This window comes from Streptomyces violaceus (assembly GCF_036014075.1).
In the GTDB taxonomy this organism is placed as follows: domain Bacteria; phylum Actinomycetota; class Actinomycetes; order Streptomycetales; family Streptomycetaceae; genus Streptomyces; species Streptomyces violaceus.
In genome coordinates, this window is sequence record NZ_CP107911.1 from 7,392,336 (window position 1) to 7,415,340 (window position 23,005).

Here is a 23,005-nt window from a genome sequence, read left to right on the forward strand (position 1 = left end):
CGGGGACTCACTTGTTCTGGAAGGCTGTTGGCCATGGCCATTGCGCAGCCCGAACGGGGCGGGCTGCTGCCCGAGCGCACGGCTCCCTCCCGCGGCACCCTCGCCACCACCGCCTGCATGGAGACACTGCAGGTCGGCTATCTGCACGCCGTCGCGGCGGCCGCCGGCTGCTCGCTGTCCCAGCCGTTTCCCGACAACGGCATCGACTGGCACGTCAGCCACAGCGCCCCCGGGCACACGGTCGACGACGAGGTCACCATCAAGGTGCAGCTCAAGGCCACCTACCAGGTGCCGCCCAATCCGCCGGGCCGCACCTTCTCCTTCACGCTCGACAACGCCCACCTGGCGAAACTCGCCCGCACACCCGTGTCGGTGCACAAGATCCTGGTGGTGATGCTGGTGCCGCGCTCCCAGGACGACTGGCTGCGCGCCGGCCACGACCGGCTCGACCTCAGGCACTGCTGCTACTGGACCAACCTCGCCGGCCAGCCGATCACCGGCCGCGGCCGCACCACCGTGCGCATACCGACCGCACGCATCTTCGACGACCGGGCCCTGTGCGAGATCATGACGCGGGTCGGGACGGGAGGGAAACCGTGACGCACCGCCCGACCGGGGAGCCACTGAGGGCCGTGCGGCCCCACCCCGTCGACTCCTGGAGCGGCCCTCAGCCCGAGCCCCGCGAGGTCGACCCGGCCGTGCTGAGCGCCCTGCTGCGCCGGCACGGCTGGCTGCGGCGCGGCGGCGCCCCCGGACGCTACGGCCGCTGGACCCCGCCCGGCCCCGGCGGCAACGGCACGAGCCTGCTGGTGCCGGAGAGCCGCGCCTTCCCCGACAGCGAGGACCTCCTCGGCGAGGCCCTGCTCGCCCTGTCCCGCAGCGGCTCGCCCTCGGCCCGCGAGGTCCTCGTCTCCCTCGCCGTGCCCAGTGACGAGATCCGCTGGTGGCACGACGTCCCCGCCGGGCCCGCCGGTGCGGCGTCCTGGGTCGTCGAGGACCGGCTGCGCACCGCGGCCCGCCGGATGCTGCTCGCGGCGGCACTCGCGGCACGTGCGCGTGCCGGCTATCACGGCGCCCGCCATCGGCGCTCCGCCGCCGCCTCCCTGGAGGACGTCCTCGTCGGCTCCGCCGCCGACGGCCGGCTCACCGCCTTCGTGCCCGTCGCCGGCGGCCGCCCCGTGGCCGTACGCCTCCACCAGGCGCTGTACGCCGCCCGTGAGGCCATCGACTACCAGCGCGCCACGGGCGGCATGGACGCCTTCGACGCCGCGGTCGAGGCAGGGGTGAGCCACGAGCTCACCGAGGCCCTGGTCGCCCTCGTCCGGGGCACGGAGGGAGCCCGGATCGCCGTCGAGTGGGCCCCGGCGGCCGGTGTGCCGGAGGGCTGCGCGCCCTCCGCCGAGCCCGTCGAGTTCTCGCCCGGCGACCTGCCGGTCCTGCGCGAGGCGGGCGCCCGCTATCTGCGCGAGGAACCCGCCGTGCCGGTGCGGATCACCGGAGCGGTGGTGCGGCTGCGCAGGTCGGGGCCGCGCGGCGAGGGCACCGTACGGCTGCGCGTACTGGCCGGGGCCGAGGTCCCGAACGTGCGGATCACCCTGGACGAGGAGGGTTACCGGATCGCCGGGCACGCCCACCTCGTCGGGCTGCCGGTGCGGGTGCAGGGGCGGCTGGAGAGCCGGGGCGGTTTCCGGCGCCTGACCGGTGCCCACGGCGTCGTACCGGTGCAGGTCGACGACGCCGAACGGGACCGGCTGATGAAGGCGCTCCAGGAGAACGCTGGGATGGCGGCCTTCTTCGAGGAGGCCTGCGGAGGCGATAGCGGGGACCGCGAGGACTGATTTCGCGGTGGGCGGTCCGGGGTCGGTACGATCCATACTCGTGCGCGCTCCCGTATGGCGCCGCAGCCCCCTTCAGTCAGGAGAGACCGGTGTCAGACGTCCGTGTGATCATCCAGCGCGATTCCGAGCGGGAAGAACGCGTGGTGACGACGGGCACTACGGCCGCCGAGCTCTTTGCCGGCGAGCGCTCGATCGTCGCCGCGCGTGTGGCCGGCGAGCTCAGGGACCTGTCGTACGCCCTGTCCGAGGGCGACGAGGTCGAGGGCGTCGAGATCTCCTCCGAGGACGGCCTGAACATCCTGCGCCACTCCACCGCGCACGTCATGGCGCAGGCCGTGCAGGAGCTCTTCCCCGACGCCAAGCTCGGCATCGGCCCGCCCGTCAAGGACGGCTTCTACTACGACTTCGACGTCGAGAAGCCGTTCACGCCCGAGGATCTCAAGGCCATCGAGAAGAAGATGCAGGAGATCCAGAAGCGCGGGCAGAAGTTCGCCCGCCGCGCGGTCACCGACGAGGCCGCCCGCGAGGAGCTGGCCGGCGAGCCGTACAAGCTGGAGCTGATCGGCCTCAAGGGCGCGGCGTCCTCCGACGACGGCGCGGACGTCGAGGTCGGCGCCGGCGAGCTGACGATCTACGACAACCTGGACGCCAAGACCGGCGAGCTGTGCTGGAAGGACCTCTGCCGCGGTCCCCACCTGCCCTCCACCCGGAACATCCCGGCGTTCAAGCTGATGCGCAACGCGGCCGCCTACTGGCGCGGCAGCGAGAAGAACCCGATGCTCCAGCGCATCTACGGCACCGCCTGGCCCACCAAGGACGAGCTCAAGCAGTACCTGGAGTTCCTCGCCGAGGCAGAGAAGCGCGACCACCGCAAGCTCGGCAGCGAGCTGGACCTGTTCTCCGTCCCGGAGCAGATCGGCTCCGGCCTCGCCGTCTTCCACCCCAAGGGCGGCATCATCCGCCGGGTCATGGAGGACTACTCGCGGCGCCGTCACGAGGAAGAGGGCTACGAGTTCGTCTACACCCCGCACGCCACCAAGGGGAAGCTCTTCGAGACCTCGGGCCACCTGGACTGGTACGCCGACGGCATGTACCCGCCCATGCAGCTCGACGAGGGCGTGGACTACTACCTCAAGCCCATGAACTGCCCGATGCACAACCTGATCTTCGACGCGCGCGGGCGTTCCTACCGTGAACTGCCGCTGCGCCTCTTCGAGTTCGGGACCGTGTACCGCTACGAGAAGTCGGGCGTCGTGCACGGCCTGACCCGGGCCCGCGGCTTCACCCAGGACGACGCGCACATCTACTGCACCCGCGAGCAGATGTCGGAGGAGCTCGACAAGACGCTCACCTTCGTCCTCGGCCTGCTGCGCGACTACGGCCTGACCGACTTCTACCTGGAACTCTCCACCAAGGACCCGGAGAAGTTCGTCGGCTCGGACGAGGCCTGGGAGGAGGCGACGGAGACCCTGCGCCAGGTCGCTGAGAAGCAGGGCCTGCCCCTCGTGCCCGACCCGGGCGGCGCCGCCTTCTACGGCCCGAAGATCTCCGTCCAGACCAAGGACGCCATCGGTCGCACCTGGCAGATGTCGACGATCCAGCTCGACTTCAACCTGCCGGAGCGCTTCGACCTGGAGTACACCGGGGCGGACGGCGCCAAGCAGCGCCCCGTCATGATCCACCGCGCGCTGTTCGGCTCGATCGAGCGCTTCTTCGCGGTGCTCCTGGAGCACTACGCGGGCGCCTTCCCGGCGTGGCTGGCCCCGGTCCAGGCGGTCGGCATCCCGATCGGCGACGCACACGTCGAGTACCTGGAGAAGTTCGCGGCGGCGGCCAAGCGGAAGGGCCTGCGCGTCGAGGTCGACTCCTCCTCCGACCGGATGCAGAAGAAGATCCGCAACGCTCAGAAGCAGAAGGTGCCCTTCATGGTCATCGCGGGCGACGAGGACATGTCCCACGGGTCCGTGTCCTTCCGCTACCGCGACGGATCGCAGGAGAACGGAATCCCCTTCGACGAGGCCATCGCGAAGATCCAGAAGGTCGTCGAGGAGCGGGCGCAGGTCTGATCACACGGCGCACGGGCCCCCGGGGAGATCCCGGGGGCCTTTGCCGTCCCCCCAGCTCGACGCCATATGCTGCACTGCATGACGAGTGAGCCGGAGCAGCAGCTGGGAGTGGGGACGCAGGACGCGTTCCAGCGTCTGTGGACGCCCCATCGGATGGCCTACATCCAGGGCGAGAACAAGCCGACCGGCCCAGGCTCGGGCGACGGCTGCCCCTTCTGCTCGATCCCGGCCAAGTCCGACGAGGACGGGCTGGTCGTCCGGCGCGGCGAGCAGGTCTACGCCGTGCTCAACCTCTACCCGTACAACGGCGGTCACCTGATGACCGTGCCCTACCGGCACGTCGCCGACTACACCGATCTCACGGCGGGGGAGACCGCTGAACTCGGCGAACTCACCAAGCAGGCGATGACGGCCCTGCGCACGGCCTCCGGCGCGCACGGCTTCAACATCGGCATGAACCAGGGCACGGTCGCGGGCGCGGGCATCGCGGCGCATCTGCACCAGCACATCGTGCCGCGCTGGGGCGGGGACACGAACTTCATGCCGGTGGTGGGACATACGCGGGTGCTGCCGCAGCTGCTGGCGGACACCCGGAAGATGCTGGCGGAGGCCTGGCCGACGAGCTGAGTCCGGCGCGGCCCGGCACTTCCCAGCCCGTCCGGCGTTTGAGGACGAGGCCGTTCGGGCCGATGGGGGTCTGGGGGCGCAGCCCCCAGGGACACCAACCCCCGGGTCTGGGGGCGCAGCCCCCAGGGACACCAACCCCCACCTGCCCGCGGGTGATCGGCCCGACCGCCGGAGGCTTACGCGTCGTAGACGTCGGCCTTCTTGGGCGAAGTCTCCTGCACAGCCCCACTCAGCGCCGCCGACCTGGACCCGAACTTCTCCACATCCACCCCGTTCTCCCGCAGCACCTTCAGCGCCGCCGCATGCACCACACGCAGCACAGGCGTAGCCGCCCGCAACGCGTCGTCGGCCATGAAGCGGTGCCGCCACGGCTGGTCGGCCCACGCATGCCGCAGACCGAACGGCTCCGGGAGCGTCAGACTGCCGCCGAGCCAGTTCAGCAGCGGCGGATACCAGGTCAGCGGGGCGCGCGCGGCCAGCCGTACCACCTCGTCGGCGTCGATCAGGGGGAGCTTCACGGTGCGGGTCTCCCAGAACCGGAGAGCCTTCTGCACCGCCTTCTCCTTGGCCGCCGGCTTCTCGTTGAACAGCGGGTTGACCGGCCCCAGGGCGTGTCCGGTGACCTCGATGCGCAGGGTGTCGTGGAGCACGGTCACCGTGATCAGCATCGTGATCACCAGATGGCCGTCCCAGAGGGTCCACTGCACGCCGAGGTAGTGCCGGTCGCCGCTGCCGAACTGCTGCTTGTTGCAGATGTCCTGTATGGCGTGCGTCCGGACCGTGTACGCGTCGACGTCCGTGCCGCTCGGCCGGGACACTTCCGTCGCCTTCTCGCCGATCGGCGTGACGACCCAGTGCGTGATGGACGGCTTGGGGAAGCCGCCGGTGTTGATGGACGTGCGCTCCAGCATGCCCAGGCCGCCCTGGATCGCCACGATGACGTCCCAGCTGCGGAAGGGGTGGAACTCCTTGTCCGGATCGGCGGAGACCAGCTCCTCGGCCAGCTGCCAGCTGCCCCACCGCGTGCCCATGCCGAGTATGCCCTTGGGGCCGGCGTAGAAGACCGAGTTGGACCGCTGCTCCGCGCCGAGGCGGGCCAGCTCCTTGCGCACCTGCTCGGCCGCGTCGCCCGGGTTGCCCGGAACTGCTTCGGGGATCTTGGCGCCCACGCCGCCGCCCGACAGCAGGCTCGACCAGCGCTCCCGCAGGTCACGGGCCGTCCGCTCGCAGATCTGCTTGGCCCAGAACCAGCCGACGACCGGCATGATGATCGCCGCGCGCCCGTACAGGGCCCAGAATCCCGTGAAGGGCATTTTGATCAGGAACAGCACGGCGAGCGCGCCCACCGCGACCAGCAGGGTCGTGGCGAGGGCGCCGGCGCGCTTGTCCTCGCGCTTGGCCATGGTGGTGCGCAGCGTGAACACCAGCAGCCACACGAGGAAGCCCGGCAGGAAGAGCACCCCGCAGATGACCGTGATCGCCGAGAGCCAGTTGTCGCGATCGCGGCGGATGCGGTGGGCCGCCAGGCAGTGCTCCACGACGACCTGGGGTTCGATGCCGAAGGACTGGATGACGGGGTTGCGCCCGGCACCCAGCATCCGGTCGATGATGGCGCGGGAAAAGGCCTCGCCGAACCTGGGACGGAAGATCTTCGCCCAGGGGCGCGGCGGTTTCACCTTGGACTGGTGCCACTCGTTGTCGGCGTTCAGGATCTTGGTGACCTCGTCGTCCCGGTACGCCGCCGCGGCCAGTGCGTAGGTCGCCGCCGTCTGCCCAGCCGAACCCGCCAGAGGCACCTGGGCCCCTGGGCTGAAGTCGAATCCGTCTGTCACTGCCGCCCCCATCGCTGCCGCATCCGCATCTGCGGCCTTCCCGACTTCCGCGCTCCGCACACCTGTTGATCAGGTCATCAGCGTATCCGCACGCACCGACATCCGTCGGCGGGCGGCTGTCAAGCCGCCCGCCGATGCGGAGGGAAGCCCTCACGAGGGCCACTTGGTGGCTCCGGGCGCGAACTACGAGGCCTTGCGCTCCTCTTCACGCACCCGGTCCGCGACCTGCTGCGGCATCGGCTCGTGCCGCGCGTACCGACGGCTGAACCCCGCTGTGCCGTGCGCCATCGACCGCAGGTCGATCGCGTACCGGCCGATCTCGATCTCGGGCACCTCGGCCCGGATCAGGGTGCGCCCGCCGGGTGTCTGCTCGGTGCCGAGCACCCGGCCTCGCCGCCCCGACAGGTCGCTCATCACGGCGCCCACGAAGTCGTCGCCGACCAGCACCGACACCTCGGCCACCGGCTCCAGCAGATGAATCTTCGCGTCGGCCGCGGCCTCCCGAAGCGCGAGCGCCCCGGCCGTCTGGAAGGCGGCGTCGGAGGAGTCCACCGAGTGCGCCTTGCCGTCCAGGAGGGTCACCCGTACGTCGAGGAGCGGGTAGCCGGCCGCTACTCCCTTGGCCGCCTGGGCCCGTATGCCCTTCTCCACCGACGGGATGAACTGCCGGGGCACCGCGCCGCCCACGACCTTGTCGACGAACTCGATGCCGGACCCGCCGGGCAGCGGCTCGACCTCGATCTCGCAGATCGCGAACTGCCCGTGCCCGCCGGACTGCTTGACATGCCGGCCGCGTCCCCCCGACTTGACCGCGAAGGTCTCGCGCAGGGACACCTTGTGCGGCACGACGTCGACCTGGACGCCGTACCGGCTGCGCAGCCGCTCCAGGGCCACGTCGGCGTGCGCCTCGCCCAGGCACCACAGGACCACCTGGTGGGTGTCCTGGTTCTGTTCGAGCCGCATCGTCGGGTCCTCGGCCACCAACCGGGCCAGGCCCTGGGAGAGCTTGTCCTCGTCCGGCTTGCTGTGCGCCTGGATGGCCAGCGGCAGCAGCGGGTCGGGCATCCGCCACGGCTCCATGAGCAGCGGATCGTCCTTGGCGGACAGGGTGTCGCCGGTCTCGGCGCGGCTCAGCTTGGCCACGCACGCCAGGTCGCCCGCGATGACGTGCGACACCGGGCGCTGCTGCTTGCCGAACGGCGTGGACAGGGCGCCGATCCGCTCGTCGACGTCGTGGTCCTCGTGCCCGCGGTCGGCCAGTCCGTGCCCGGAGACGTGGACCGTCTGGTCGGAGCGCAGGGTGCCGGAGAACAGGCGGATCAGCGACAGCCGGCCGACGTAAGGGTCGGAGGAGGTCTTCACGACCTCGGCGACCAACGGCGCGTCCGGGTCGCACGGCTTGAGCTCGCGCGGCTTGCCGTCGATCGTCGTCACCCGCACCGTCTCGTGCTCCAGCGGCGTAGGGAAGCCCCGTGTGATCAGCTCCAGGACCTCCACCGTGCCGAGCCCCTGCCGGGCGCCGTCGGACGCGGGGGCGGCGGCCAGGACGGGAAAGAAGACCCCGCGCGCCACGGCACGCTCCAGGTCCTCGATCAGCGTCCCGACGTCGACCTGTTCCCCGCCGAGATAGCGGTCCATGAGGGTCTCGTCCTCGCTCTCCGAGATGATCCCCTCGATCAGCCGGTTGCGGGCCTCCTCGATCAGCGGCAGCTCGTCCTCGCCCGGCTCGGACTCCTTGCGTTCGCCGGTCGAGTAGTCGAACAGCTTCTGCGACAGCAGGCCTATCAGCCCGGTCACGGGCGCGTGCCCGTCGGGCGCCTGCGGGCCGTGCAGCGGCAGGTAGAGCGGCAGGACCGCGTCGGGATCGTCCGCGCCGAAGGCCTCCGCGCAGATCCGCGTCATCTCCTCGAAGTCGGCGCGCGCCGCCTCCAGGTGCGTGACGACGATGGCCCGGGGCATGCCCACGGCCGCGCACTCCTCCCACACCGTGCGGGTCGAGCCGTCCACGCCGTCCGAGGCCGAGACGACGAAGAGGGCCGCGTCCGCCGCTCGCAGACCGGCCCTGAGCTCACCGACGAAGTCGGCGTATCCGGGGGTGTCGAGAACATTGACCTTGATGCCGTCCCACTCGACGGGCACCAGGGAGAGCTGCACCGAGCGCTGTTGCCGGTGCTCGATCTCGTCGTAGTCGGAGACGGTGCCGCCGTCCTCCACACGGCCCGCCCGGTTCACCGCCCCCGCTGTGAGCGCGAGGGCCTCCACCAACGTGGTCTTGCCCGATCCGGAGTGGCCGACCAGCACCACATTCCGTACGGACTGAGGGTGGTCGGCCGCTCGTGCCCTGCCGGCGGCCCCAGGGTGTGTCTGTCCTTTGTCGCCCATGATCCTGCCTCCCGTGCACGGTGAGGTCACTGTGGGCGCGGACACGCGGGATCCGCGTGCATGGCGGCTCCGGCGACGCCCGCGGTTATTCGACCTTCCCACTCCCGTCACGGTGCGTCCATACGAAGGACGCGATCGCGCCGCCCACCAGCGGCTCGCCGGATCCCCCGAAGGGGTCCGGGTGCCCGCCCCTCGCCCACAAGCGCGCGTGGCTACGATGGGCCAGCCGGTGGCCAGCAGGGGCCATGCGGCGACACCGACCCTCGGGAAGGCCATGCTGAACAAGTACGCGCGTGCATTCTTCACGCGTGTCCTCACACCGTTCGCCGCGTTTCTCATCCGGCTGGGCGTCAGCCCCGACGCCGTCACGCTCATCGGCACCGCCGGCGTGGTCGCGGGCGCGCTGGTCTTCTACCCCATGGGCGAGTTCTTCTGGGGCACGGTCGTGATCACACTCTTCGTCTTCTCGGACCTCGTCGACGGAAACATGGCCCGCCAGCTCGGCCGCTCCAGCCGCTGGGGCGCCTTCCTGGACTCCACGCTCGACCGCGTCGCCGACGGCGCGATCTTCGGTGGCTTCATCCTCTGGTACGCCGGGGGCGGCGACGACCTCGTCCTGTGCGCCGTCTCGATCTTCTGCCTGGCCAGCGGCCAGGTGGTGTCGTACACCAAGGCCCGCGGTGAGTCGATCGGTCTGCCGGTCGCCGTCAACGGGCTCGTCGAGCGGGCCGAGCGGCTGGTGATCTCGCTGGTCGCGGCCGGGCTCGCGGGCCTGCACGCGTTCGGTGTGCCCGGCATCCAGTACCTGCTGCCCATCGCCCTGTGGATCGTCGCCGTGGGCAGCCTCGTCACGCTGATCCAGCGGGTCGTCACGGTCCGCCGGGAGTCCGCCGAGGCCGAGGCGGCCGCGCAGGACAATGAGGGCAAGCAGCACAACGCCTCTCACGGGAGCGAGGCGGCCACGTGAACGCACAGGACCGGCTGACGGACGCGCTGTACGGTCTCGGCTGGAGCACGGTCAGGAAGCTCCCCGAGCCGGTCGCCGTACAGCTCGGGCGCACCATCGCCGACCTCGCCTGGAAGCAGCGCGGCAAGGGCGTACAACGCCTGGAGAGCAACTACGCGCGCGTGGTGCCCGACGCCGGTCCCGAGCGGCTGGCCGAGCTCTCCCGCGCGGGCATGCGCTCCTACCTGCGCTACTGGATGGAGTCCTTCCGGCTCCCCGCCTGGAGCAAGGAGCGGATCAAGGGCGGCTTCGACCCCAAGGACATCCACTACCTCACCGAGGGTATGGCCGCCGGCAAGGGCGTCATACTCGCCCTGCCGCACCTGGGGAACTGGGACCTCGCCGGCGCCTGGGTCACCACCGAGCTGGGCATCCCCTTCACGACGGTGGCCGAGCGCCTGAAGCCGGAGACGCTCTACGACCGGTTCGTCGCCTACCGCGAGAGCCTCGGCATGGAAGTACTGCCGCACAGCGGCGGCACCGCCTTCGGCACCCTGGCCCGGCGGCTGCGCGACGGCGGCCTGGTCTGCCTGGTCGCCGACCGCGACCTGTCCGCCTCCGGTGTCGAGGTCGACTTCTTCGGCGACACCGCCCGGATGCCGGCCGGACCCGCCCTGCTCGCCCAGCAGACGGGCGCCGTGCTGCTCCCCGTCACCCTCTGGTACGACGACTCGCCCGTGATGCGGGGCCGCCTCCACCCGCCGGTCGAGGTGCCCGAGTCAGGTACGCGCGCCGAGAAGACGTCAGTGATGACACAGGCACTGGCCGACGCCTTCTCCTCGGGGATCGCCGACCATCCGGAGGACTGGCACATGCTGCAGCGCTTGTGGCTCGCGGACCTCGATCCAGCGAAGGGATCCACGTGAGGATCGGCATCGTCTGCCCGTACTCCTGGGACGTACCGGGCGGCGTCCAGTTCCATATCCGCGATCTGGCCGAGTACTTCATCCGCCTCGGCCACGAGGTGTCCGTCCTCGCCCCGGCGGACGACGACACCCCGCTGCCGCCGTACGTCGTCTCCGCCGGGCGCGCGGTTCCGGTGCCGTACAACGGCTCGGTGGCCCGGCTGAACTTCGGCTTCCTCTCGGCGGCCCGGGTGCGCCGGTGGCTGCACGACGGCTCGTTCGACGTGATCCACATCCACGAGCCGACGTCGCCCTCGCTGGGCCTGCTGACCTGCTGGGCGGCGCAGGGCCCGATCGTCGCCACCTTCCACACGTCCAACCCGCGCTCCCGGGCCATGATCGCCGCGTACTCGATCCTCCAGGCCGCACTGGAGAAGATCAGCGCGCGGATCGCGGTGAGCGAGTACGCCCGGCGCACGCTGGTGGAGCACCTCGGCGGGGACGCGGTGGTGATCCCGAACGGCGTCGACGTCGACTTCTTCGCCGAGGCCGAGCCCAAGGCCGGGTGGCAGGGCGACACGATCGGCTTCATCGGGCGCATCGACGAGCCCCGCAAGGGGCTGCCGGTGCTCATGAAGGCCCTGCCGAAGATCCTCGCCGCGCGCCCGCAGGCCCGGCTGCTCGTCGCCGGGCGCGGCGACGAGAAGGAGGCGGTGGAGACCCTCCCGGCCGAGCTGCGCTCCCGCGTCGAGTTCCTCGGCATGGTCAGCGACGAGGACAAGGCGCGCTTCCTGCGCAGCGTCGACCTGTATGTCGCGCCCAACACCGGCGGCGAGAGCTTCGGCATCATCCTGGTCGAGGCCATGTCCGCCGGAGCCCCGGTCCTCGCCTCCGACCTGGACGCCTTCGCGCAGGTCCTGGACCGGGGGGCGGCCGGCGAACTCTTCCCGAACGAGGACGCCGACGCCCTGGCCGACGCCGCTGTCCGCCTGCTGGAGGATCCGGCGCGGCTCGCGGAGCTGCGTGAGCGGGGGAGCGCGCATGTACGGCGCTTCGACTGGTCGACCGTCGGCGCGGACATCCTCTCCGTCTACGAGACGGTGACGGCGGGCGCGGCGGCGGTGGCCGAGGACGAGCGGACGACGGGGCTGTGGGGGCGCTTGGGGCTGGCGCGGGACTGACGGGCGACCTGCTGACCGGAAGGGCGGCCGAGGACGGACTCGGCTCGCCCGGCGTCCGAGGACGAGGCCGTTCGGGCCGACGGCGGGGAGCCCGAGGCGGCTGCGCCGGCAGCGTCCCGAACACCCCTGGCACGACACCCCGCAATCCCGGGTGAGCGCACCGGTAGCCTCTGGGCCGTGACCGCAACCCTCATCTGGATCCTCGTCGCCCTCGTGGTGATCGGCCTGTACCTGAGCTGGACGGCCGGGCGGCTCGACCGGCTGCACGCGCGCATCGACGCCGCACGCGCCGCGCTCGACGCGCAGCTGCTCCGCCGCGCCTCCGTCGCCCAGGAACTGGCCACCTCCGGAGTGCTCGACCCGGCCGCCTCGATCGTCCTCTACGAGGCCGCCCACGCAGCCCGGCAGGCCGAGGAGGAACAGCGGGAGGTCTCCGAGAGCGAGCTGAGTCAGGCACTGCGCGCCGTGTTCGCCGAATCCGCGCAGGTGGAGGCGGTACGCGAGGCGCCCGGGGGAGAGGAGGCGGCCCGGGAGCTCACCGAGGCAGTCCGCAGGGTGCCGATGGCCCGGCGCTTCCACAACGACGCCGTACGGGCGGCCCGGGCCCTGCGCCGGCACCGCAAGGTGCGCTGGTTCCGGCTGGCCGGTCACGCGCCCTTCCCGATGGCCTTCGAAATGGACGACGAGCCTCCGGCGGCTCTGGTGGAACGGGTCGCCTAGACCGACCTCCTTTGTGCACGAGCGAACGTCAACTGGTCGGCCACCTACGGCGCCGCACGGTGAGCCTTTCTCAGCGACAGGCCCCTCCTCCCGCCCTGAAGTGACGCGGGTGTTCTCGCTCTCGGGCGGGTTCCACGGGAGAGATCAGGCTTTCTCGTGCTGGGCGGGTGGAAGCGGGCGAACCGCGTGCCTCCTGTCGGGAGGTTCCTCCGACACCCTGAAACGAGAGAAGAGAGCCAGCATGGGTCTGGGAATGCGCAGACTGAACCGAGCGCAGGATGTCGTCGAGGAGTTCGGTGACGATGTGGAGGATTCGTTCCTCGCGTTGTGCGCGCGAGCGCCGGAGAGCAGCCTGCGGCGGGGCATCTCGCCGTACGACCTGACGATGTTCAACACCCCCCAGTTGGAGCGCCTTGTGGTGGAACTCGAAGAGCTGCGAGAGGAGGAGAAGACCCCCGTGGTGAGGCGTGTCATCGAGGAGGTCCACCAGGCGATCCGCCGCTCGGGCTACCTGCTGTTCATCGGGGATTAGACGCGCCCTCCGTCGTTGAGGGCGCCGGGCCGGGGGTGGGTCCCGGATCGGCATCAAGCAGGCAAGAAGGCTGGGAGACGAGTATGTGCACATCTTCACGCTGCCGAGCTGCCAGCCATGGCTGACGGATTCATCCGGTGGTACCGGGAGTCGGGGGCCACGTCGGCCTTCGCCGAACAGGTGGAGGTGTTCGAGGCACACGGCATGAGGCTCGTGCACCCGGTCAGAGGTGCGGCCGTGGTGCTCGACATCGAAGGGGAACAGGTCCTCATGCGCCCTCAGGAGCTGGGCCGTCTTCTGGGCCTGCGCATCGCGTCCATCACGATGGAATGGTGGTTCTCCGCCGACATCAACGTCATCGACGCGTACGCGTACGAACCGCTCGGGTGCGAGACCCAGACACTCTGGCTGGACGGCCTCACACTGCAGCAGGCCGACGCGGTCGAGGCAGCCGTCGTCGCAGCGGCGACGGGGCTTCCGACGCCGACCCGCGCCGTGATCGTCGACCGGCGGGGTTACGGTGACCCTGACGACTGGGATTCGGCCGTGCTCTACGACGGGGAGAGGCTGCCGGCCATCGCGGACCGGGTGCTCATGCGCGACCCGCTCAAGGAGAAGCTGCTGAGGTCGTTTCCGGAGTCGAGGAGCGAGGAGGCCGGGGCAGGCCTGACCCTGATCTCTCCCGCTCGTCCGCTCTGACACCCGCTCGGTCCGTGCCCGCGACGGTCTCCGGGCGGAAGGCCCCGCCGAACCACCACGTTCGGCAGGGCCCTCGGCATGCGTATGGGGACGGAAAACGATCCACCGGCTTCCCATTGGCCCTTGCTGTGGCCTGCTCCCCTCACGTTTCCTCGGTGCTGCACAAAACCCCTCTTTCCCAGCAGCGAGGTCACCCGTGTCCATCTCCGAAAACCAGGCTCCCGAGACCGGCACCGCCCGTGTGAAGCGCGGCATGGCCGAGCAGCTCAAGGGCGGCGTCATCATGGACGTCGTCACGCCGGAGCAGGCGAAGATCGCCGAGGACGCGGGCGCCGTCGCCGTCATGGCCCTCGAGCGGGTCCCGGCCGACATCCGCAAGGACGGCGGCGTGGCCCGCATGTCCGACCCGGACATGATCGAGGGCATCATCGACGCCGTCTCGATCCCGGTCATGGCCAAGTCCCGCATCGGACACTTCGTCGAGGCCCAGGTCCTGCAGTCCCTCGGCGTCGACTACATCGACGAGTCCGAGGTCCTCACCCCGGCCGACGAGGTCAACCACAGCGACAAGTTCGCCTTCACCACCCCCTTCGTCTGCGGCGCCACCAACCTGGGCGAGGCCCTGCGCCGCATCGCCGAGGGCGCCGCGATGATCCGCTCCAAGGGCGAGGCCGGCACCGGCAACGTCGTCGAGGCCGTCCGCCACCTGCGCCAGATCAAGAACGAGATCGCCCGCCTGCGCGGCTACGACAACAACGAGCTGTACGCCGCCGCCAAGGACCTGCGCGCCCCGTACGAGCTGGTCAAGGAGGTCTCCGAGCTGGGCAAGCTCCCCGTGGTGCTGTTCTCCGCCGGCGGCGTCGCCACCCCGGCCGACGCGGCCCTGATGCGCCAGCTCGGTGCCGAGGGCGTCTTCGTGGGCTCCGGCATCTTCAAGTCCGGCGACCCGGCCAAGCGCGCCGCCGCCATCGTGAAGGCCACCACCTTCTACGACGATCCGAAGATCGTCGCTGACGCGTCCCGCAACCTCGGCGAGGCCATGGTCGGCATCAACTGCGACACCCTCCCCGAGACCGAGCGCTACGCCAACCGCGGCTGGTAAGGCACAGGAACCCATGAGTGACACCCCCGTCATAGGCGTCCTGGCCCTCCAGGGCGACGTACGGGAGCACCTCGTCGCCCTGGCCGCGGCCGACGCCGTGGCCAGGCCGGTGCGGCGCCCCGAAGAGCTCGCCGAGGTGGACGGCCTCGTCATCCCCGGCGGCGAGTCCACCACCATCTCGAAACTGGCCGTCCTGTTCGGCCTGATGGACCCGCTCCGCGCGCGCGTGCGGGACGGCCTGCCCGTGTACGGCACCTGCGCCGGCATGATCATGCTCGCCGACAAGATCCTCGACCCGCGCTCGGGCCAGGAGACCATCGGCGGCATCGACATGATCGTGCGCCGCAACGCCTTCGGCCGGCAGAACGAGTCCTTCGAGGCGGCCGTCGACGTCGAGGGCGTCGACGGCGCCCCGGTGGAGGGCGTCTTCATCCGCGCCCCCTGGGTCGAGTCCGTCGGTGCCGCGGCCGAGGTGCTCGCCGAGCACGACGGCCATATCGTCGCGGTCCGCCAGGGCGTGGCTCTGGCCACGTCGTTCCACCCGGAACTGACCGGCGACCACCGTGTGCACGGCCTGTTCGTGGACATGGTGCGCGCGAACCGTACAGCCGAGTCCTTGTAGGATTCCTGCGTTCGTTGCTGAGATGGGTTACGCGAAGGAGACAGGCAGATGTCCGGCCACTCTAAATGGGCCACGACCAAGCACAAGAAGGCCGTCATCGATGCCAAGCGTGGCAAGCTCTTCGCGAAGCTGATCAAGAACATCGAGGTCGCGGCGCGCATGGGCGGCGTCGACCTCGAAGGAAACCCGACGCTCTACGACGCCGTCCAGAAGGCGAAGAAGCAGTCGGTTCCGAACAAGAACATCGACTCCGCGATCAAGCGCGGTGGCGGTCTCGAGGCCGGCGGTGCCGACTACGAGACGATCATGTACGAGGGCTACGGACCGAACGGCGTCGCGGTGCTCATCGAGTGCCTCACCGACAACCGCAACCGCGCCGCCTCCGACGTCCGCGTCGCGATGACCCGCAACGGCGGCAACATGGCGGACCCGGGCTCCGTGTCGTACATGTTCAGCCGCAAGGGCGTCGTCATCGTCCCCAAGGGCGAGCTGGCCGAGGACGACGTCCTGGGTGCGGTCCTGGACGCGGGCGCCGAAGAGGTCAACGACCTCGGCGAGTCCTTCGAGGTCATCAGCGAGGCCACCGACCTGGTCGCGGTCCGCACCGCCCTCCAGGAGGCCGGCATCGACTACGACTCCGCCGACTCCAGCTTCGTGCCCTCCGTCCAGGTCGAGCTGGACGAGGAAGGCGCCAAGAAGATCTTCAAGCTGATCGACGCGCTCGAGGACAGCGACGACGTGCAGAACGTCTTCGCCAACTTCGACGTCAGCGACGAGATCATGGAGAAGGTCGACGCGTAACGCCGCCGCGGGCTTCAACGGCTGCACGGGCCGACGGGACATCCCGTCGGCCCGTCGCGTTGAACGGGTGTGGGTGCGGGGCGTTGTCGGTGGCACCCGATAGCCTGCACAAACAGGCAATCGAATGGGAGGGCGCGCGTGCGCGTGCTGGGGGTGGACCCGGGACTGACCCGGTGCGGTGTCGGCGTGGTCGAGGGCGTCGCCGGACGGCCGCTCACGATGATCGGCGTCGGCGTGGTCCGGACACCGGCGGACGCCGACCTCGGCCACCGCCTCGTCGCCATCGAACAGGGCATCGAGCAGTGGCTGGACGAGCACCGGCCGGAGTTCGTCGCCGTGGAGCGCGTCTTCAGCCAGCACAACGTCCGTACGGTGATGGGCACCGCCCAGGCCAGCGCCGTCGCCATTCTGTGCGCCTCACGTCGCGGAATCCCCGTGGCGCTGCACACCCCGAGCGAGGTCAAGGCCGCCGTCACCGGCAGCGGCCGGGCCGACAAGGCCCAGGTGGGCGCGATGGTGACCCGCCTGCTCCGGCTCAGCGCACCGCCCAAGCCCGCCGACGCGGCCGACGCCCTCGCCCTCGCCATCTGTCACATCTGGCGCGCCCCCGCGCAGAACCGACTCCAGCAGGCCGTCGCCCTGCACGCATCGAAAGGCCGTACGGCATGATCGCCTTCGTCAGCGGCACGGTCGCCGCGCTCGCCCCCGATGCCGCGGTCGTCGAGGTCGGCGGCGTCGGCATGGCCGTGCAGTGCACGCCGAACACGCTGTCCACGCTCCGCATCGGCCGGCCCGCCAAGCTGCACACCTCCCTCGTCGTACGGGAGGACTCACTGACCCTGTACGGTTTCGCGGACGACGACGAACGGCAGACCTTCGAGCTGCTCCAGACGGCGAGCGGCGTGGGACCGAGACTCGCCCAGGCGATGCTGGCCGTGCACACCCCGGACGCCCTGCGCCGGGCGGTCGCCACCGCCGACGAGAAGGCCCTCACGGCAGTTCCCGGCATCGGCAAGAAGGGCGCCCAGAAGCTGCTCCTGGAACTGAAGGACCGGCTCGGCGAGCCGCTCGGCGCCCCGGCCGTCGGTACGCCCGTCAGCACCGGCTGGCGCGACCAGCTGCACGCGGCCCTGATCGGCCTCGGATACGCGACCCGGGAGGCCGACGAGGCCGTGACCGCCGTGGCTCCGCAGGCCGAGGCCGCCGAGGGTGCTCCGCAGGTCGGCCAGTTGCTGAAGGCCGCCCTCCAGACCCTGAACCGCGCCCGCTGAACCCCCACACACCGAGGCACATCATGAACTGGGACGACACGACCGACACCTCCGCCGCCGAGCGGCTCGTCGGGCCCGCCGCGGAGCGGCTGGTGGACTCCGTCGCCGACGGTGAGGACCAGGCTGTCGAGGCCGCCCTGCGCCCCAAGGACCTGGACGAGTTCATCGGCCAGGAGAAGGTCCGCGAGCAGCTCGACCTCGTGCTGCGCGCCGCACGCGCGCGTGGCGCCACCGCCGACCACGTGCTGCTCTCGGGCGCCCCCGGACTCGGCAAGACCACCCTGTCGATGATCATCGCGGCCGAGATGGGCGCCCCCATCCGCATCACGTCGGGCCCCGCCATCCAGCACGCCGGCGACCTCGCGGCGATCCTCTCCTCCCTCCAGGAGGGCGAGGTCCTCTTCCTCGACGAGATCCACCGCATGTCCCGGCCCGCCGAGGAGATGCTGTACATGGCCATGGAGGACTTCCGCGTCGACGTCATCGTCGGCAAGGGCCCGGGAGCCACCGCCATCCCGCTGGAGCTGCCCCCGTTCACCCTGGTCGGCGCCACCACGCGCGCGGGACTGCTGCCGCCCCCGTTGCGCGACCGTTTCGGCTTCACCGCCCACATGGAGTTCTACGAACCGGCCGAACTGGAGCGGGTCATCCACCGCTCGGCCCACCTCCTCGAGGTCGAGACCGAGCCGGAGGGCGCCGCCGAGATCGCCGGCCGCTCCCGCGGCACCCCCCGCATCGCCAACCGTCTGCTGCGCCGCGTCCGGGACTACGCCCAGGTCAAGGCCGACGGACTGATCACCAAGGACATCGCGGCGGCGGCCCTCGCCGTCTACGAGGTGGACGAGCGGGGCCTCGACCGCCTGGACCGAGGCGTCCTGGAAGCCCTGCTCAAGCTGTTCGGCGGCGGCCCCGTCGGCCTGTCCACGCTCGCGGTCGCGGTGGGGGAGGAGCGTGAGACCGTGGAGGAGGTGGCCGAACCCTTCCTGGTACGGGAAGGACTGCTGGCCCGCACCCCGCGCGGCAGGGTCGCCACCCCCGCCGCATGGGCGCATCTCGGCCTCACCCCGCCCGGCTCCCAGACCACCGGAAACGGACAACAGGACCTGTTCGGGGCGTGACGACGCCGTCACCGCTCCGGGTCGGCGAGGCCAGTGGCCGCAGCAGGAACCCCGGTGCCATGCTGAGCGTTGTTCCATGCGCGCGGACTCGCTTAGACTCCGCCGATGCCGCCTTTGTCGGCGGCGTACATACCCCCAACCATCTGGCCGCTCACAGCGCGGTCGTGTGAAGGAAGTACCGACCCGTGAGTCTCCTGACCCTCCTCCCGTTCATTGTGCTCATCGGGGCCATGTTCCTCATGACCCGGTCGGCCAAGAAGAAGCAGCAGCAGGCCGTGGACATGCGGAACCAAATGCAGCCCGGCAGCGGTGTCCGCACCATCGGGGGCGTGTACGCCACGGTCAAGGAGGTGCACGAGGACACCGTCCTCGTCGACGCCGGTCCGGGTGTCGAGCTCCTCTTCGCCAAGAACGCCATCGGTGCCGTCCTCACCGACGACGAGTACAACCGCATCGTTCACGGCGTCGAGCACGACCTGAAGTCCGACGCCGACATCGTCCCGGACGACGCCTCCTCCCTCACCGGGACCGACGACTCCGCCGCCGAATCCGGCGCTGACGACAAGGCCGTCGACCTCGGCAAGAAGGACGCGGCCGACGAGCCGGCCGGCGACGACGCCCCGGCCGATGGCACCCCGGCCGCCGAGGCGAAGACGGACGCAGAGCCGAAGAAGACCGACGGCGGCTCCGAGGCGAAGTAGTCGTGTCCCGGGGTGCGCGGGCCCGGCCCGCGCACCCCGGGACACGCCCAGCTCGCACGGAGTCCCGACACCATGTCATGGCCGCCCGTCCGCCGATCCGGAGCGAGGTGGCCCGAGAGGGAGTACGAGAAGGTGGCCACACCTAAAAAGGGCCGGAACGCGAGCGCCCAGAGCAAGCCGGGGCGCTCGCTGGCCCTGATCCTGATCGCCCTCGTGGCGCTCGCCGGTGGGATGTTCGCCTCGGGGCACACGAAACCGCGTCTCGGCATCGACCTGGCCGGCGGTACGAGCATCACGCTACGCGCGGTCCCCGAAGCCGGCAACGAGGCGGCCATCAACAAGACCAACATGGACACCGCCGTCTCCATCATGGAACGACGTGTCAACGGTCTTGGCGTCTCGGAGTCCGAGGTCCAGACGCAGGGCCGGGAAAACATCATCGTCAACATCCCCAAGGGGACGAACTCCGAGCAGGCCCGCAAGCAGGTCGGCACCACCGCCAAGCTCTACTTCCGCCCGGTCCTCGCCACCGAGGTATCCGGCGGCCAGGGCACGGCCAGCCCCTCCCCGAGCCCCACCGGCAGCCCCTCGGACAAGCCGTCCGGCAAGGCCACCGAAAAGCCCAAGGCCACCGACAAGAACTCCGCCTCCCCGTCGGCCACGCCCACCACGCAGGGCCGCCCGGTCACCGACGCGCTGAAGGCCGACGCCACACCGTCGGCGAGCGCCTCGGACGACAAGGCCAAGGCCAGCCCCTCCCCGTCGTCGAGCGGCGGCTCCGCCGAGGCCGACGCGAGCGCGCTGCAGGCGAAGTACGCCAAGCTCGACTGCACCAACGAGAAGACCCGCTCCACCGTGGGCGACGGCGTCAAGGCCTCCGAGATGACCCTGGCCTGCGGCAAGAACTCGCAGGGCCAGTGGCAGAAGTACATCCTCGGCCCCGCCGCGGTCGACGGCACCGACGTCGACAAGGCCCAGGCCACCCTGAACACCCAGACCGGCGCGGGCTGGACGGTCCAGATGGACTTCACCGACGGGGGCGCCAAGAAGTTCGGCGACATCACCGGCAAGCTGGCCCAGAATCAGCCGCCGCAGAACCAGTTCGCTATCGTCCTGGACGGCGACGTGGTCTCCGACCCGTCCGTCAAGGAGGCCCTGACCGGCGGCAACGCCGAGATCTCCGGCAACTTCAACCAGCAGTCCGCCCAGGAACTGTCCAACATGCTGTCCTACGGCGCGCTGCCGCTGACCTTCAAGGTCGACAGCATGACGACCGTGACCGCAGCGCTGGGTGGTGACCAGCTGAAGGCCGGACTGATCGCCGGCGCCATCGGTCTCGCGCTGGTCGTCATCTACCTGCTGGCGTACTACCGCGGCCTGTCGTTCATCGCGATCCTCTCGCTGCTGGTCTCCGCGGCCCTCACCTACACGCTCATGGCCCTGCTCGGCCCGGCCATCGGCTTCGCGCTGAACCTGCCGGCCGTGTGCGGCGCCATCGTCGCCATCGGCATCACCGCGGACTCGTTCATCGTGTACTTCGAACGCGTTCGTGACGAGATCCGCGAGGGCCGCTCCCTGCGCCCCGCCGTCGAGCGGGCCTGGCCGCGCGCCCGGCGCACCATCCTGGTCTCCGACTTCGTGTCGTTCCTCGCCGCCGCGGTGCTGTTCGCCGTCACCGTCGGTAAGGTCCAGGGCTTCGCGTTCACGCTCGGCCTGACCACCCTGCTCGACGTGGTCGTAGTGTTCCTCTTCACCAAGCCGCTGCTGACGCTGATGGCCCGGCGCCCGTTCTTCGCGAACGGCCACAAGTGGTCCGGCCTCGACCCGAAGAGCCTGGGCGTCCAGCCGCCGCTGCGCCGTACCCGCCGCCCCGCCGCCCCTGCCGACCCGAAGGAGGCCTGAGATGTCGAAACTCGGCAACCTCGGCGCCCGACTCCACCGCGGCGAGGTCGGCTACGACTTCGTCAAGAACCGCAAGATCTGGTACGGCGTCTCCATCCTGATCACCATCCTGGCCATCGCCGGCCTGGCGGTGCGCGGCCTGAACATGGGCATCGAGTTCCAGGGCGGCGCCGTCTTCAACACCCCGAAGAACACCAGCGCCTCGGTGTCCCAGGCCGAGCGGTACGCGGAGGAGGCCTCCGGCCACGACGCGATCGTCCAGAAGCTCGGCGACGGCAGCATGCGCATCCAGGTCGCCGGCATCGACACCGGCGCGGCGAACGACATCAAGAACACGCTCGCCGACGACCTCAAGATCGACTCGGAGCAGATCAACGCCGAGCTCGTCGGCCCCAGCTGGGGCGAGCAGATCGCCAACAAGGCCTGGCAGGGCCTCGGCATCTTCCTGATCCTCGTGGTGATCTACCTGGCGATCGCCTTCGAGTGGCGCATGGCCGTCGCCGCCTTCGTCGCGCTGATCCACGACATCACCATCACGGTCGGCATCTACGCCCTCGTCGGCTTCGAGGTCACACCCGGCACGGTGATCGGTCTCCTCACCATCCTCGGCTACTCGCTCTACGACACGGTCGTGGTCTTCGACAGCCTCAAGGAGCAGACCAAGGACATCACCAAGCAGACCCGTTGGACCTACAGCGACATCGCCAACCGCTCGATCAACAGCACCCTGGTCCGCTCGATCAACACCACGGTGGTCGCGCTGCTGCCGGTCGCGGGCCTGCTGTTCATCGGTGGCGGTGTCCTCGGCGCCGGCATGCTCAACGACATCTCGCTGTCGCTGTTCGTCGGCCTCGCCGCCGGTGCGTATTCCTCGATCTTCATCGCCACGCCGCTCGTCGCCGACCTCAAGGAGCGCGAGCCGCAGATGAAGGCCCTGAAGAAGCGCGTCCTGGCCAAGCGGGCCGCCAAGGGCGAGACCCCTCAGGCGGAGACCGGGGACGAGTCCTACGCCGACGAGCCCGAGGACGTCGCACCCGCGGTCGTCGGCCCGCGCAACCAGCCCGCTTCCCGCAATCGCGGCCGGGGCCGCCCCTCGGGGAAGCGCCGATGACCGACATCAAGGAACTGCTGCTCAGCCGCATCAGGGATGTGGCCGACTACCCGGAGCCGGGCGTGATGTTCAAGGACATCACCCCGCTCCTGGCGGACCCGGCGGCGTTCACCGCGCTCACCGACGCCCTCGCCGAGATCGCCGAGGCCGCCGGCGCCACCAAGATCGTCGGCCTCGAGGCCCGCGGCTTCATCCTCGGCGCCCCGGTCGCCGTCCGCGCCGGCCTCGGCTTCATCCCCGTACGCAAGGCGGGCAAGCTCCCCGGAGCCACCCTCGGCCAGGCCTACGACCTGGAGTACGGCTCGGCCGAGATCGAGGTCCACGCCGAGGACCTGACCGCCGACGACCGCGTCCTGGTCATCGACGACGTCCTCGCCACCGGCGGCACCGCCGAGGCCTCGCTCCAGCTCATCCGCCGGGCCGGCGCAGAGGTCGCCGGTCTCGCCGTCCTCATGGAGCTCGGGTTCCTCAGCGGCCGAGCCCGTCTGGAGCCGGCCCTGCGCGGTGCCCCGCTGGAGGCCCTGCTCACGGTCTAGAAAGCCCACAGCAGCCCGGTGGACACCGGCACGACACCGCGGAGGCGGGCCCGGAGGAGTCCGGTGCCCGCCTCTCGCGTTCCCCGGGTAGACGGTCCTCACATTGGCCTGAA

At 70.5% G+C, this 23,005-nt stretch carries 22 protein-coding genes; 20 read left to right on the forward strand and 2 right to left on the reverse strand.

Annotated features, from left to right (window positions below; all coding sequences use genetic code 11):
• The first annotated feature begins 33 nt into the window (after positions 1–33).
• The 4 genes from OG542_RS33315 (at position 34) to OG542_RS33330 (ending at position 4,531) form a co-directional block, all read left to right on the forward strand.
• The gene (locus tag OG542_RS33315; protein WP_261684048.1) at positions 34–600 is read left to right on the forward strand and encodes a DUF4365 domain-containing protein; all 567 of its coding nucleotides are present in this window, start codon (positions 34–36) and stop codon (positions 598–600) included.
• A complete protein-coding gene (locus OG542_RS33320) occupies positions 597–1,838 on the forward strand; it encodes a hypothetical protein (protein ID WP_328415681.1) in 1,242 nt (413 codons plus the stop codon). The genes OG542_RS33315 and OG542_RS33320 overlap by 4 nt, the downstream gene beginning before the upstream one ends.
• Before the next feature lie 89 nt (positions 1,839–1,927).
• Positions 1,928–3,904 carry a threonine--tRNA ligase gene (gene thrS / locus OG542_RS33325; protein WP_328415683.1) on the forward strand — a complete coding sequence of 659 codons (1,977 nt, stop codon included), beginning with the start codon at positions 1,928–1,930 and terminating at the stop codon, positions 3,902–3,904.
• A gap of 66 nt (positions 3,905–3,970) precedes the next feature.
• A complete protein-coding gene (locus OG542_RS33330; RefSeq protein ID WP_311124712.1) occupies positions 3,971–4,531 on the forward strand; it encodes an HIT family protein in 561 nt (186 codons plus the stop codon).
• Between the two features lie 176 nt (positions 4,532–4,707).
• Here the strand turns inward: OG542_RS33330 and OG542_RS33335 are convergent, their stop codons facing one another.
• Together OG542_RS33335 and OG542_RS33340 are read right to left on the reverse strand one after the other, a co-directional pair.
• Complete coding sequence (locus OG542_RS33335; protein ID WP_311124711.1) at positions 4,708–6,375, reverse strand: hypothetical protein; 1,668 nt, start codon at positions 6,373–6,375, stop codon at positions 4,708–4,710.
• A gap of 171 nt (positions 6,376–6,546) precedes the next feature.
• Complete coding sequence (locus OG542_RS33340; RefSeq protein ID WP_328415686.1) at positions 6,547–8,745, reverse strand: elongation factor G-like protein EF-G2; 2,199 nt, start codon at positions 8,743–8,745, stop codon at positions 6,547–6,549.
• Positions 8,746–8,962: 217 nt separating this feature from the next.
• On the opposite strand from OG542_RS33340, the gene pgsA reads away from it, so the two are divergent.
• From pgsA to OG542_RS33420, 16 genes are all read left to right on the forward strand, one after another.
• Positions 8,963–9,712, forward strand: a complete 750-nt coding sequence (gene pgsA, locus OG542_RS33345; protein ID WP_189726686.1) for a phosphatidylinositol phosphate synthase — start codon at positions 8,963–8,965, stop codon at positions 9,710–9,712.
• Positions 9,709–10,617, forward strand: a complete 909-nt coding sequence (locus OG542_RS33350; protein ID WP_328415688.1) for a phosphatidylinositol mannoside acyltransferase — start codon at positions 9,709–9,711, stop codon at positions 10,615–10,617. Before pgsA ends, OG542_RS33350 begins: the two co-directional genes overlap by 4 nt.
• Positions 10,614–11,777, forward strand: coding sequence for a glycosyltransferase family 4 protein (locus tag OG542_RS33355; RefSeq protein WP_328415690.1), 1,164 nt, complete (start codon positions 10,614–10,616; stop codon positions 11,775–11,777). The genes OG542_RS33350 and OG542_RS33355 overlap by 4 nt, the downstream gene beginning before the upstream one ends.
• A gap of 177 nt (positions 11,778–11,954) precedes the next feature.
• On the forward strand, positions 11,955–12,497 hold the full coding sequence (locus OG542_RS33360; protein WP_328415692.1) for a LemA family protein: 543 nt from the start codon (positions 11,955–11,957) through the stop codon (positions 12,495–12,497).
• A 253-nt stretch (positions 12,498–12,750) separates the two neighbouring features.
• A complete protein-coding gene (locus OG542_RS33365; RefSeq protein ID WP_328415694.1) occupies positions 12,751–13,029 on the forward strand; it encodes a hypothetical protein in 279 nt (92 codons plus the stop codon).
• A gap of 117 nt (positions 13,030–13,146) precedes the next feature.
• Positions 13,147–13,728, forward strand: a complete 582-nt coding sequence (locus tag OG542_RS33370) for a hypothetical protein (protein ID WP_328415696.1) — start codon at positions 13,147–13,149, stop codon at positions 13,726–13,728.
• 196 nt (positions 13,729–13,924) lie between these two features.
• Positions 13,925–14,830, forward strand: coding sequence for a pyridoxal 5'-phosphate synthase lyase subunit PdxS (gene pdxS / locus OG542_RS33375; RefSeq protein ID WP_184597240.1), 906 nt, complete (start codon positions 13,925–13,927; stop codon positions 14,828–14,830).
• Between the two features lie 13 nt (positions 14,831–14,843).
• A complete protein-coding gene (gene pdxT / locus OG542_RS33380; RefSeq protein WP_328415700.1) occupies positions 14,844–15,452 on the forward strand; it encodes a pyridoxal 5'-phosphate synthase glutaminase subunit PdxT in 609 nt (202 codons plus the stop codon).
• A gap of 48 nt (positions 15,453–15,500) precedes the next feature.
• The gene (locus OG542_RS33385; protein ID WP_193480225.1) at positions 15,501–16,253 is read left to right on the forward strand and encodes a YebC/PmpR family DNA-binding transcriptional regulator; all 753 of its coding nucleotides are present in this window, start codon (positions 15,501–15,503) and stop codon (positions 16,251–16,253) included.
• Positions 16,254–16,391: 138 nt separating this feature from the next.
• Positions 16,392–16,922 (forward strand): crossover junction endodeoxyribonuclease RuvC, encoded by a 531-nt coding sequence (gene ruvC, locus OG542_RS33390; RefSeq protein ID WP_193480224.1) that lies wholly within the window; start codon positions 16,392–16,394, stop codon positions 16,920–16,922.
• Positions 16,919–17,524, forward strand: a complete 606-nt coding sequence (gene ruvA / locus OG542_RS33395) for a Holliday junction branch migration protein RuvA (protein WP_184597235.1) — start codon at positions 16,919–16,921, stop codon at positions 17,522–17,524. Before ruvC ends, ruvA begins: the two co-directional genes overlap by 4 nt.
• A 23-nt stretch (positions 17,525–17,547) precedes the next feature.
• Positions 17,548–18,642, forward strand: a complete 1,095-nt coding sequence (ruvB, locus tag OG542_RS33400) for a Holliday junction branch migration DNA helicase RuvB (protein WP_184597233.1) — start codon at positions 17,548–17,550, stop codon at positions 18,640–18,642.
• A gap of 185 nt (positions 18,643–18,827) precedes the next feature.
• Positions 18,828–19,343 (forward strand): preprotein translocase subunit YajC, encoded by a 516-nt coding sequence (gene yajC, locus OG542_RS33405; RefSeq protein WP_328415703.1) that lies wholly within the window; start codon positions 18,828–18,830, stop codon positions 19,341–19,343.
• A 132-nt stretch (positions 19,344–19,475) separates the two neighbouring features.
• Positions 19,476–21,245, forward strand: coding sequence for a protein translocase subunit SecD (gene secD, locus OG542_RS33410; RefSeq protein WP_328415705.1), 1,770 nt, complete (start codon positions 19,476–19,478; stop codon positions 21,243–21,245).
• 1 nt (position 21,246) lies between these two features.
• Complete coding sequence (secF, locus tag OG542_RS33415) at positions 21,247–22,356, forward strand: protein translocase subunit SecF (RefSeq protein ID WP_328415707.1); 1,110 nt, start codon at positions 21,247–21,249, stop codon at positions 22,354–22,356.
• Complete coding sequence (locus tag OG542_RS33420) at positions 22,353–22,892, forward strand: adenine phosphoribosyltransferase (RefSeq protein WP_328337434.1); 540 nt, start codon at positions 22,353–22,355, stop codon at positions 22,890–22,892. The genes secF and OG542_RS33420 overlap by 4 nt, the downstream gene beginning before the upstream one ends.
• Positions 22,893–23,005: the final 113 nt, after the last annotated feature.